The organism is Flagellimonas crocea, from assembly GCF_033441595.1.
GTDB classification, from domain to species: domain Bacteria; phylum Bacteroidota; class Bacteroidia; order Flavobacteriales; family Flavobacteriaceae; genus Flagellimonas; species Flagellimonas crocea.
In genome coordinates this window covers 725,779-737,691 of record NZ_JAUZVX010000002.1, presented here as the reverse complement: position 1 = coordinate 737,691, position 11,913 = coordinate 725,779, and the positions used below count along the sequence as shown (strand labels likewise).

The 11,913-nt window shown below is 42.0% G+C and carries 11 protein-coding genes; 6 read left to right on the top strand and 5 right to left on the bottom strand.

Features of this window, described 5'->3' with window-relative positions; translation table 11 throughout:
* Positions 1-48: 48 nt before the first annotated feature.
* Positions 49-2,499, top strand: a complete 2,451-nt coding sequence (locus SD449_RS08575) for an outer membrane beta-barrel family protein (RefSeq protein WP_318309982.1) — start codon at positions 49-51, stop codon at positions 2,497-2,499.
* A gap of 117 nt (positions 2,500-2,616) precedes the next feature.
* On the opposite strand, the gene SD449_RS08570 is transcribed toward SD449_RS08575, so the two are convergent.
* From SD449_RS08570 to SD449_RS08560, 3 genes are all read right to left on the bottom strand, one after another.
* Positions 2,617-3,624 (bottom strand): 3-oxoacyl-ACP synthase III family protein, encoded by a 1,008-nt coding sequence (locus tag SD449_RS08570; RefSeq protein ID WP_318309980.1) that lies wholly within the window; start codon positions 3,622-3,624, stop codon positions 2,617-2,619.
* Between the two features lie 96 nt (positions 3,625-3,720).
* Positions 3,721-5,031 (bottom strand): ABC1 kinase family protein, encoded by a 1,311-nt coding sequence (locus tag SD449_RS08565; RefSeq protein WP_318309978.1) that lies wholly within the window; start codon positions 5,029-5,031, stop codon positions 3,721-3,723.
* 5 nt (positions 5,032-5,036) lie between these two features.
* Positions 5,037-5,693, bottom strand: coding sequence for a TetR family transcriptional regulator C-terminal domain-containing protein (locus SD449_RS08560; protein WP_318309976.1), 657 nt, complete (start codon positions 5,691-5,693; stop codon positions 5,037-5,039).
* A gap of 323 nt (positions 5,694-6,016) precedes the next feature.
* Between SD449_RS08560 and htpG the strand changes: the two genes are divergently transcribed.
* The 3 genes from htpG (at position 6,017) to SD449_RS08545 (ending at position 9,698) form a co-directional block, all read left to right on the top strand.
* Complete coding sequence (htpG, locus tag SD449_RS08555; protein ID WP_318309974.1) at positions 6,017-7,903, top strand: molecular chaperone HtpG; 1,887 nt, start codon at positions 6,017-6,019, stop codon at positions 7,901-7,903.
* Positions 7,904-7,994: 91 nt separating this feature from the next.
* Positions 7,995-9,335 carry a hypothetical protein gene (locus SD449_RS08550; protein WP_318309972.1) on the top strand — a complete coding sequence of 447 codons (1,341 nt, stop codon included), beginning with the start codon at positions 7,995-7,997 and terminating at the stop codon, positions 9,333-9,335.
* A 6-nt stretch (positions 9,336-9,341) separates the two neighbouring features.
* Complete coding sequence (locus SD449_RS08545; protein WP_318309970.1) at positions 9,342-9,698, top strand: DoxX family protein; 357 nt, start codon at positions 9,342-9,344, stop codon at positions 9,696-9,698.
* On the opposite strand, the gene SD449_RS08540 is transcribed toward SD449_RS08545, so the two are convergent.
* Positions 9,695-10,105: a hypothetical protein gene (locus tag SD449_RS08540; protein ID WP_318309968.1), complete on the bottom strand. Its 411-nt coding sequence runs from the start codon at positions 10,103-10,105 to the stop codon at positions 9,695-9,697. The genes SD449_RS08545 and SD449_RS08540 overlap by 4 nt on opposite strands.
* Entirely contained in the window at positions 10,098-10,676 is a 579-nt protein-coding gene (locus SD449_RS08535; protein ID WP_318309966.1) for an RNA polymerase sigma factor, read from the bottom strand. Before SD449_RS08535 ends, SD449_RS08540 begins: the two co-directional genes overlap by 8 nt.
* Positions 10,677-10,811: 135 nt before the next feature.
* Here SD449_RS08535 and SD449_RS08530 point away from each other — a divergent pair, with 135 nt between their 5' ends.
* A complete protein-coding gene (locus SD449_RS08530; protein ID WP_318309964.1) occupies positions 10,812-11,165 on the top strand; it encodes a DUF6249 domain-containing protein in 354 nt (117 codons plus the stop codon).
* Between the two features lie 65 nt (positions 11,166-11,230).
* A complete protein-coding gene (locus tag SD449_RS08525; RefSeq protein WP_318309962.1) occupies positions 11,231-11,863 on the top strand; it encodes an MOSC domain-containing protein in 633 nt (210 codons plus the stop codon).
* The last annotated feature ends 50 nt before the right edge of the window (positions 11,864-11,913 follow it).

The window sequence follows — 11,913 nt, the reverse complement described above, 5'->3', positions numbered from 1 at the left end:
ATCATCAATCAATCAATCAATCATCATCAATCAAAAAACGAACTACTCATGAAAAATGTGTGCTTTCTTTTTGCACTGTTCCTGTGCACTTTATTCCCTACAATTTCTTTGGCTAACGACCCCGGAGATGCCCTTGGCTCTGTTAATGGACACGTGGTCGACAATGTTACCAATCAACCAGTCCCCTATGCGGCCGTGGTCCTAAAATCGGAGGATGGCAGCAAAACCATTACCGGAAGCATTACCACGGAAGATGGAAATTTTGAGATTAAGGAACTCCCCGATGGCAACTTTATCTTTGAAGTCCAATTTATCGGGTACAAGACCCATTCCCAAAAACTGACGATAGCCAAAGGAAAACGAAACCTAGACCTTGGAACTGTAATTTTGGAGGAAGAGACCAAGGAACTGGAAGGCGTAGAAGTGGTGGCGGAACGCACCACAATAGAGCAACGGGTAGACCGAAAGGTCATCAACGTGGGCAAGGACCTTACCACATCTGGTGCCACAGCATCGGATATCATGAACAACATTCCATCTGTAAACGTGGATTCCCAAACCGGTGACATTACCCTGCGCGGCAATTCCAATGTACGTGTAATGGTCGATGGCAAACTATCCAACGTGCCCGTGGCCCAATTACTGAAACAAATTCCTTCTACCGCAATAAAATCGATTGAGTTGATCACAAATCCATCCGCCAAGTACAATCCTGAAGGAATGAGCGGTATCATCAATATTGTACTGCACAAAAACGCCAATATTGGCTTCAATGGAAATGTGAACCTAGGATTAACCAAAGGCATTGAGGCCAAATTCAACAGCTCCATAGACATGAACTACCGTAACGGAAAATTCAATTTTTATGGAAATTATGGCAACAATATCGGCAAATGGGTAAACGATGGGAGCATTCTTCGTATTGAGGAAAACTCACGTCAAAAGTTTGATTTTTTCAACAACAACAAATCACATCTTTATAAATTGGGTGTCGATTTTTACCTGAACGATAAAAACACGATTTCCTTTTTTACCAACCAGAATATTTTCGAGGGTGAGGGTACTGGATCTACCGAGGTCACCTATTTTAACAATATGTCGCGAAACGTGACCCAGTTATTCTTGGACGATTCCAACAACCGTAGCGAACAATACAATTTTGACTATAAGTTGGATTTTAATAAGGAAGGACACAATATCGAGTTGGAAGTAGACCACAATCTATTTGAAAGCGAACAAGATGCCGATTTCAGCTCTGTTGGCGCATCCACCTATCCCGATTATATGGATTTTGTGGATACGGAACGTACACAGACCACGGCCAATTTGGATTATGTAAATCCATTGGACAGCATTTCCAAATTAGAGCTTGGACTCCAGTCCAGAAACTTTGAAACCAAGGTGGATTATTCCTCCACGGGACAATCCTTCAACTCCAACGGCAATTTGGTGCCAACACCTTCCACCAAGTTTGTGTATTCCATGGATATTTATTCAGCTTACGCCACCTTTGGACAATCCAATGAAAAATGGTCTTATCAAATGGGTGTGCGTATCGAGGACGTGCAGGTAAAGGCGGACACCAATGCGGTTCGCTCCTTTACCGATAATTATACGGAACTGTATCCTTCCGCCTTCGTGACCTACAAACCTAACGAAAAAGACCAATTGCAGCTGAGCTATAGCAGACGTGTGGACCGTCCCGGGTTACAGCAGGTAAACCCAATCAGGGAATTTGCCACTCCGTTGATATCTTCCTTCGGAAACCCAAATTTGGTTCCGCAGTTTACCAGCTCCTATGAAGCAAATTATACTAAGCGAATCAAAAATGGAAGTGTTACCGGAGGGGTTTTCTACAGAAGCATTTCCGATGAAATCAACAGAGCTATCTATATTGACCGATTAGATCTGAACAAGACCATCCTTACGTTCGATAATTTTGACAAGACATCCGCCTACGGGGTGGAGCTTTCCACAAACTACAAGCCCATAAAGTGGTGGAGCATCAACGGTAGTTTCGACCTTTTTTCGCAAACCCAGAGAGGTCTTACGGAAACGCTGAACACGACCGACCCGAACCCAAGCGAGGACGATATTGTGGAGGAAAGGGTAAAAATAGAGAATACGGCATGGAACCTTAGAATGAACAATAGTTTCACCGTGAACCAAAAACTAACATTTCAGGCGTTTGGGTTCTATCGCGGCAGGAACAAGAGCATACAGTTTGATGCCAAACCCATGTATTTTGTGAACCTGGGCGCCCGTTACAGTTTTGCCGAAGGCAAAGGAACACTCAGCGTAAACTATAACGATATTTTCAATACCATGCGCTTTGCCTTTGAGGGAGATTACCCTTATGAGCAGGAAGGTGCCTTCAACTGGGAAAGCAACAATGTGTACGTTGGGATGTCCTATCGCTTCGGAAGTGGCAAAAACAGCGCCAAACAGCGTAAAAGAAGGGACAGCAACACCAAGCAAGGTGGTGGTGGGATTCTATAAAATGGGTTGATGTTCCTTATTCGAGTGTTGGTTGGTAAAATCTTATAAGGGCATCAATCAAAAACCCCGATCCTAAAGGATCGGGGTTTTGTTTTATAAGAAGTATTTTGAATTGTGTTACCAGCGAATAATAACGCTGCCCCAGGTAAAGCCACTACCAAAAGCGGCCAATACCACCAAATCGCCCTCTTTTATTTTTCCTTCTTCCCAAGCCTCTGTCAAAGCGATCGGAATGGAAGCCGCAGTAGTGTTTCCATATTTCATGATGTTGTTGAAGACCTGGTCATCCTGCAAGGCAAATTTCTTTTGAATAAATTGGGAAATCCGCAAGTTGGCCTGATGCGGAATCAACATATCGATATCATCAGGTCCAAGATGGTTTGTCTTCAACCCTTCCATGATTACCTCACTAAAACGGACCACTGCATTCTTAAAAACAAATTGTCCGTTCATATAAGGAAAGTAAGAGGTATCCTCCGGATCGTTTTCCTCGATAATATCCGTTACCCATCGTTTCCCCATTCCAGGTGCTATCAGCGACAGTTCTTCCGCATGCTGCCCTTCCGAGTGCAAATGGGTGGACAAGATTCCTTTTTCTTTATTTTCCTCGCGTGTCAAAACAGCTGCTCCGGCCCCATCACCAAAAATCACGGAAACCCCTCTGCCCCTTGTGGTCATGTCCAGACCGTGGGAATGTAGTTCGGAACCGATAACGAGTACATTTTTGTACATACCGCTCTTCACATATTGGTCCGCAACGGAGATACCGTATACAAAGCCCGAGCATTGATTTCTAATGTCCAGCGCTCCTACAGTCTTTAGACCAAGGTCGCGTTGCACCAATACACCGGGACCAGGAAAGTAATAGTCCGGACTTAGCGTGGCAAAAACGATAAAATCGATATCATCTTTATCAATACCTGCACGTTCAATGGCCTTTTGTGCTGCTTTGACCCCCATGGAGGTCGTGGTATCGGTACCTTTTACCACATGACGCCTTTCCTTTATCCCTGTTCGTTCCTGAATCCATTCGTCATTGGTGTCCATCACCTTTGATAAATCATCATTAGTGACCACATTATCAGGGACGTAGAATCCCAATCCTGATATTCTTGAGTTATACATTACTTAGTGCTTAAATATTGATTTATTAAAAAATCTTGGACTATTTGACGGAAAAGTAAAAAATATATCCTAAGAACTGGATATTTATTAACAAATTTAGTCCATGTACTTTTCAAAATGGTTGACCTCCACTTTGGCTTTTAGATCGTGAAGCAGGTTGTAAAGTCCAAAGAACGTACGGTTTATGTACAAAAAGTGTTTGGAACCTCGGTTTCCGTTCATCTTACGGATCTGTTCATCTTTGGAGTAACGTTCGCTAAGATTTGCGATTTTGGACCAAAAGGTTTCATCCCCGAAATCGAACGTTTCCTTATGAAAAGGAGATGTAAAAATGGAAAGCATTTCCTTGAAAAGCGCAGCAAAAAACTCAAGTTCCTTTTCCGAATCAGTGGAAGTCAATATTTCCAGTTCGTAAAGTTTTTCCATGAACACCTCGTGGTTGTTGATGTTCTCTTCCTTGGCCAACTCAAAATAAGGCACATAAAATTCCTCCGGGATTTCCTTGATGCAGCCAAAATCTATGGCAATCAACTCCCCGTTGGCACTCACCAAAAAGTTTCCGGGATGCGGGTCGGCATGTACCCTTCTTAATTTATGAATCTGGAACATGTAAAAATCCCATAGGGCCTGGCCCAAGGTATTGCCCAGTTCAGCATCAAAATCGGTACGGGAAAATTCGCCCAAATGGATTCCCTCCATCCAGTCCATGGTCAAGATACGTTCGCTGGACAGCTCCCGGTAATATTTGGGAAACCGCATATTCGGAATCACGGAGCAGGCCTTGGTAATCTCATCACTTTGTTCAAGTTCCAAGATATAATTGGTCTCCTCCACAAGTTTGTTCTCTACTTCCTTAAAATATTTTTCGGAGTCCTTGCCCTTAAGGTTGAACATTTTAATGGCCACCGGTTTTACCAAGGCCAAGTCACTGCTAATGCTTTCTGCCACTCCTGGATACTGGATTTTGACCGCCAATTTTTTTCCATCCTTTTCAGCTCGGTGCACCTGCCCAATACTTGCCGCATTCACGGAATCCTTTTCAAATGTGTCAAAAATTTCTTCCGGGTACTTGCCCAAGTATCTTTTAAAGGTTTTGCGGACCAGAGGAGCGGACAATGGTGGGACCGAAAATTGGGAGAGGGAAAACTTTTCCACATAGGCACGCGGCAAAAGATTTTTTTCCATGCTCAGCATTTGTGCCACTTTTAGGGCACTTCCCTTCAAACTTTTAAGACCATCGTAAATATCCTCGGCGTTGTCTTGGTCCAAGGTGTCCTTGGAGGTCTTTGGGTCCACTAATTTTTTACCGTAATATTTTACGTAGTTCCCCCCTATTTTTACGCCAGTTTTTACCAGCTTTCCAGCTCGTTCAATCTTTCCTGTGGGGATGGTATCCAAACTTTTCATTGGCCTTATGCGAATTTCTCCTTATAAAGGAATTTTCCAAAGTCCACAATTTTTTCAAGGGGTGTGCTTTCAAATATTTGAAAAATGGTGGTGACGGATTTTTCTATGGCAATATCTGTTTTCTCAAAGCCCGGGGAGCCATCCTCCATCCAAAATTTTAGGATGAACAAAAACTGAAGCCACGCTCCTTCGGAAAACAACGGTGCATTATATTTAAAGATTTTGAGATTCTTCTCTTCATTTCTTTCCTCGATCAATGTGGATGCAAAATCCTTGAAACTTTTTCGAAGTCCTTTCAATTGTTTCAGACCTTCCAAAGAATATTTGTGCTCTTGCATAATGAACAGCACATAACTTCGGTTCAATGTCAAATTTTCGAAAAAGGTGAAGAAAAAAGTCAGCATTTTTTCCTCATTGGTCATGGACTCGTACTGCTCGTTCTTTTGCATTAGACCATAACTGTTATCGAAAAATTTGTTCCAAATCGATTGTTGGAGCGATTCAAAAGATCCAAAGAAACTATAGAATTCCTCTTCCTTTATTTTATTGTCCTTACAGAATTTGAATACCGAGTTTGGCACCTTTTCATTTTCCAGTACGGATTCCATAAAAAGACCTACAATTTTATCCTCGGTGATTTTGGATTTTGAAGTATTTGCCATTTTGGTATTTTTTTGAAGTGTTACGAAAGTCAGTGCTGCGCAAAATGAGCTTTTAAAGAAAATGCACTTTCTGGCGAAAGTGCATTTTCACAACCTAACCAATAAATAAACAAACTTGTTATAGTAGTACTATTTCATAGCAATTCTGTTCTATAACATTGTAAAGATAACTCTTTTGTTTAATCTTTTTCAAAATTAAATAAACAAAATTATGTTAAAATTTATTCCTGCCCTTTAAAACCTATCAAAATGTCAGTTTGTCATATTTAACAGTCTGGTATTTTTTTTGACCTAAGAGAGTAAAAAGATTTAAACACAAAACGATGGCAACAGGTAAAATCAATGTATCAGTAGAGAACATTTTTCCCTTGATCAAAAAATTTCTTTACAGTGATCACGAAATTTTCTTGAGGGAACTTATTTCCAACGCTACGGATGCAACCTTAAAACTAAAGCACCTTGCTTCTATTGGAGAGGCGAAAGTTGAATATGGCAGCCCCATGATCGAGGTCAAGGTGGACAAGGACAACAAGCGCATCCATATTATTGACCAAGGTATCGGGATGACGGAAGAGGAAGTGAAAAAGTACATCAACGAAGTGGCTTTTTCGGGCGCCGAGGAATTCTTGGACAAATACAAAGATGCTGGTAAGGATGCAGGCATTATCGGACATTTTGGTCTCGGTTTTTATTCTGCCTTTATGGTAGCGGAAAAAGTGGAGATCATCACAAAAAGTCATAAGGAAGAGCCTGCGGTGCATTGGAGCTGTGACGGTTCCCCGGAATTCACCATTGAACCGAGCGACAAAACGGAACGAGGAACGGAGATTATACTCCATATTGCAGAGGATTCCACGGAGTTTTTGGAAAACGCCAGAATCCGTGAACTGTTGGTCAAGTACAATAAGTTTATGCCCATTCCCATCAAATTTGGGACTAAAACGGAGACCCTCCCAAAACCCGAAGGTGCCAAGGAAGATGACCCGGCCCCAACTAAAGAGGTGGATAACATTATTAACAATCCCAACCCGGCATGGACCAAGCAGCCCACCGATCTAGAGGAAGAGGATTATAAGAGTTTTTACCGGGAGCTATACCCCATGCAGTTCGAGGAGCCCTTGTTCCACATTCACTTGAACGTGGACTACCCATTTAACTTGACAGGTATCCTATATTTTCCAAAGCTGACGAACGACCTCAGCATTCAAAAAGATAAAATCCAATTATATCAGAACCAAGTATTCGTAACGGACAATGTGGAAGGCATCGTTCCCGAATTCTTGACCATGCTGAAAGGGGTCATCGATTCTCCGGACATTCCTTTGAACGTTTCACGATCCTATCTACAAGCAGATGGTGCCGTTAAGAAAATTTCTTCCTACATCACCAGAAAGGTTGCGGACAAACTGACATCGCTGTTTAAGAACAACCGAGAGGATTTTGAAAAGAAATGGAACGACATCAAGGTGGTGATCGAATACGGAATGCTTTCCGAGGATAAATTCTTTGAAAAGGCGGACAAATTTGCCCTTTATCCATCTGTCGACGGCGATTTCTACACTTTTGAAGAGCTGGAAGCCAAGATCAAGGACAATCAAACCGATAAGGACGACAAATTGGTGATACTTTATGCTTCGGACAAAGAGGCACAGCACAGCTATATTGAAGCTGCCAAGAAAAAAGGTTATGAAATCCTACTGTTGGATTCCCCAATTGTGCCACACTTGATGCAAAAGTTAGAAACCTCCAAAGACAATCTATCCTTTGTTCGTGTAGATGCCGATCATGTGGACAACCTCATCAAAAAAGAGGACACCGCTATTTCCAAATTGTCCGACGAGGAGAAGGAGAAATTGAAAAAGGAAATCGAAGAGGTCACCAAGGACAAAGGATACACCATTCAAATGGAGGCCATGGAAAGCAGTGCTTCCCCGTTCATTATCACCGAGCCAGAGTTTATGCGCCGAATGAAGGAAATGCAACGAACTGGCGGAGGCGGGATGTTCGGTATGGGCAATATGCCGGATATGTACAACCTGATCGTAAACACCAACCATGAATTGGTGAGCGAGATTTTGAATACAAAGACCGCGAAAAAGCGCGAGCGACTGATCAATCAATCCTTGGATTTGGCAAGATTATCAAAAGGATTGCTAAAAGGGGAAGAGCTTACGAACTTTATCGCCCGAAGCTATGATATGATCAAATAATCAGTTTTTCTATAATCAACAACGCAAAACCGCTCCAAACGAGCGGTTTTTGCATTTTATGATTATCTTGGTTGGACAAACCGATCAAACCGTGGGCAATAACAACGATTACAATAGTCCCTCCTTTAAAAAACTATTGGACTCCCTACAGCAACAAAGCTGGGAACTGGAACTGATCATTTCGGGATTTGCCATTTTCGGGCTTTTTACCGCTTACGAACCCCTTCGGATAGAAATGGTTAATGCGGAAAACGAGGATTCCATTTACAAGTTCGTCGTTTACTTTATTCTTCATATTGCCTCATCCATACTGTTGTTCAACCTTCTGCTCCATGTTATTTTACGAGGATTGTGGATCGGGGCCCTCGGACTTCGTTACGTATCCGGGGACATTGAGTTCGAAAAGCTTAGATATTCGGAACGTTTCACCAAGTATTTACAAAAACGTATCATCTCGTTCGATAGGTATATTGCCAACTTGGAAAACTATTGCAGTGTGCTCTTTGCGATTTCCTTTTTGTTGATTTTCTATGTATTGGCCTTGACCATGGTCATCCTGTCCATTGTGCTGGTGGCCAATTTTATTATTGACAATGACGATTTGCCCGAACGGTTTTCCAGTATTTTCGGTTCTATTCTTATTTTCTTTATCGTAATCGGAATGACACTAACCTTTGTGGATTTTATTACACAAGGCTGGCTCAAAAGAAAAAAATGGATATCCAGAATCTATTTTCCCGTATACTGGATTTTTAGTTTTATCACGCTTTCATTTTTGTACAGGCCGTTGGTCTATAACTTTTTGGACAATCGGTTTGGCAAACGGTTGATTTTGCTACTTGTTCCCATATACATCGCCATTTTAATGATTACGAGTTTGGAGTACAGGAATTCCAACTATGTCCATAAGGATATGAAATCCTCCGATTTTTTTGCCAATAAAGAAAACTATTTGGACATGCTTACCGAGAAAGGTGATTTTCCAGGCAGGCTCGTCATTCCCTCCAAAGTGATTACTGATTCCTATTTACAGGTTTTTGTACCATTTTCTGAAAATGTGGAGGACCGCATTTTTGCCTATAATGATTCGTTAAGGCCCGAAGATGACCGTAGGGGGCTTTCCTCTAGTGTAAGCATCAATACCAACTGGAGTGAGCAAATCACCAGTGCCCGACAAAAGGACAGTATCCGCAAAGTGTACCTTAAAACATTTAACGAAACACATTCTTTTAAAATTGACAGCCTTGACATGGATGAGGAATTTATCCTGACTACGGGAATGAACAATATTCTCGGTTTCGAGACATTCCTGAATATATCGCAATTGAACGAAGGCAAGCACCTTTTACGGCTCAGGCGCAAAAGAAAGGAGAAAGATACGGTCGTTACCGTCTCAGATGTTATCTTGCCGTTTTGGTATTTTAAAAATTAGAGACCTATGGCCCCATGGCACCTTTATCTGATGGCAGGCATGTACATTTTTGCAGGAACCATGCATTTTATCAAACCTAAAATGTACATGCGCATTATGCCCATGTACCTTCCCAACCATAAACTTTTGGTCTATTTGAGCGGTATTGCGGAAATTGTTTTGGGTATTGGGGTCTGTTTTGATGCCACCCGAAAACTCAGCACTTTTGGTATTATTTTGATGCTAGGCGTATTTCTATCCGTGCATTTTTACATGCTTTCGAGCGAGAAAGCGTCCGCCGGCATCCCCAAATGGATATTGATCCTACGGATTCCGCTACAATTCTTTTTGATGTATTGGGCATATTATTATGCTTATCTCTAGTAAACTCTTCTGCCCAACTGTTTCTTTAACAAAGAGACCTGCACAAAAAACATAAGTCCCAAAAAGAGGAAAGCATACACCGTTACTTTGGAAAAGGTAAAACCTTCCATCCAACTCCAATCAGCGTGGAACCAATTTTCCATGTTCAGGTTCTTGAACCAACCTTGGCCACTTTCCGGGCCTAATTGGAAACCAACTGCGATTAGAAGTGCCGCAAATGCCGCAAAGACCGTGAACAATGCCCTTTTCGACATAATGGGTCGGTACTGGAACACTTCCTTGGATTCCTGCGCTTCAATTTTGGCCATCACACTTTGTGTAAAATCACGGGAAGGGGATTCCAATGGCATTCCCCCCATCATTTTATCGACCAATGCCTCCAGTTTTTTATCTTCAACCTTATCCATTGCCATGCAATATTTCTTTGTTTATACTTTTCCCCATTATCTCTGCCAATTTTTTCCTGGCCCGGAACAATCTCACCTTTAAAGTGTTTACCGAAAGATCCATGATCACTTCCAATTCCTGCAGGTTCTTTTCCTCAAGATAAAATAAAGTTAGGATACCTGCATCCTCTTCTGGCAACTTTGACAAGCAAAGATCTATCAATTCCTTTCGCTCGTGGAGCACCATTTTATCCAAGGCCGTATCCACTTCGGCATAAGCGGCCCTTTCCAGCTGGTCCAAATCCGTATGGATTCTTTTCCTTTTTATTTTTTTTATCCTGTCCAAACACGTATTGTACGCAATTCTGTATACCCAAGTGGATATCTTGGAATCCCCCTTAAAATTCGCCAAGGACTTGTACACTTTAATAAAAACATCCTGCGAAACCTCCTCTGCCTCTTCCCTGTTGCCCAACATTCTTAAGGACAACGTAAAGACCAAGTTTTTATAACTGTCCACAAATTCGGAAAAGGCCCGGGTGTTCCCCTTGCGTATTTCCGTGATCAGTTCTTGTTCCTTGTTGGTCAGCATTGTTCATTGGACGCCCAATGTATGATTTAGGTTACACCGAAAATAAAATTTATTAGAATATGTAACCTGAAATAAAAAACGGTCGTCATAGCTAATGAACAAAAAAATATCAATAATCATTTAAAACGAACAGTTATGGGATCAGAAGTAATTATTATACCTATTATCTTCGGAGTTATTTTCGCCATTGCATACCTCTATTTTTCAACCCGGAACAAGGAACGCTTGGCATTGATTGAAAAGGGGGCCGATGCCAGTATTTTTGTAAGGGGAAAAAGGGATGGGGCCGCTCCAATTGGAAAAATCATTCTCCTCAACCTAGCCTTGTTGCTTATGGGAATCGGAACGGCCATATTTGTAGCTTCGATATTGGTCCACAGTATTGGAGTTAAACAAGAGGTGGCTTACCCAGGTACAATTTTCCTATTGGCCGGTGTTGGACTGATGGTCGGTTTCAACATGACCAAGAAATTGGATAAAGAGAATTAATTGTTTACTTTTATTTTAATTGAAGGACCACCGCCAAAAGCGGTGGTTTTTTATACCTTGCCGTTATGAAAGTCATCTCAACAAACCTCGGTAGGCCCACAAAAATCGTCTGGAACGGTAAAGAAACGACAACGGGCATTTATAAATTTCCGGTAAAGCATCCTATTGTTTTGGATTCTGCCGATGTGCAGGGCGATACGGTGGTAGACCGAAAGTACCATGGCGGTACCTACAAAGCCTGTTATTTGTTTTCCGCGGACCATTATCCTTTTTGGAAAGCAAAATACCCCCTCTTGGAATGGGACTGGGGCATGTTCGGGGAAAACCTGACCGTTGAGGGCTTGGACGAGTCAAAACTAAAAATAGGGAGCATTTACAAAATGGGAGGTGCTCTGATACAGATTTCACAACCCAGGGAGCCCTGCTACAAGTTGGGTATACGGTTTGGCGATCAAAATATTCTAAAGCAGTTTATAGATCATGGGTTGCCGGGAACCTATGTCCGAGTGCTGGAACCTGGAGAAGTATCCATCGGGGACGGCTTGGAACTTATGGAGGAAAGCAAAAACCCTTTGACGGTGCAGCAGTTCTACCGGTTGCTTTTTGCCAAGACCAAAGATCCGGAACTATTGCAATGGGCAATTAAAAACAGTGCGCTACCTATGTCAAAACGGGAGAAATTGAAAAAATGGGCATAAAAAAAGGGGGCCTCCCGACCCCCCATGCACATAAAAATTAACTAAACAAA

Bases quoted from the DNA above. Each gene is read 5' to 3' on its own strand.
- SD449_RS08565 (WP_318309978.1), bottom strand. From the start codon at position 5,031: ATGAAAAGTTTGGATACCATCCCCACAGGAAAGATTGAACGAGCTGGA.
- SD449_RS08545 (WP_318309970.1), top strand. From the start codon at position 9,342: ATGGCCCCATGGCACCTTTATCTGATGGCAGGCATGTACATTTTTGCA.
- SD449_RS08525 (WP_318309962.1), top strand. From the start codon at position 11,231: ATGAAAGTCATCTCAACAAACCTCGGTAGGCCCACAAAAATCGTCTGG.
- SD449_RS08530 (WP_318309964.1), top strand. From the start codon at position 10,812: ATGGGATCAGAAGTAATTATTATACCTATTATCTTCGGAGTTATTTTC.
- SD449_RS08540 (WP_318309968.1), bottom strand. From the start codon at position 10,105: ATGGATAAGGTTGAAGATAAAAAACTGGAGGCATTGGTCGATAAAATG.
- htpG (WP_318309974.1), top strand. From the start codon at position 6,017: ATGGCAACAGGTAAAATCAATGTATCAGTAGAGAACATTTTTCCCTTG.
- SD449_RS08560 (WP_318309976.1), bottom strand. From the start codon at position 5,693: ATGGCAAATACTTCAAAATCCAAAATCACCGAGGATAAAATTGTAGGT.
- SD449_RS08575 (WP_318309982.1), top strand. From the start codon at position 49: ATGAAAAATGTGTGCTTTCTTTTTGCACTGTTCCTGTGCACTTTATTC.
- SD449_RS08535 (WP_318309966.1), bottom strand. From the start codon at position 10,676: ATGCTGACCAACAAGGAACAAGAACTGATCACGGAAATACGCAAGGGG.
- SD449_RS08570 (WP_318309980.1), bottom strand. From the start codon at position 3,624: ATGTATAACTCAAGAATATCAGGATTGGGATTCTACGTCCCTGATAAT.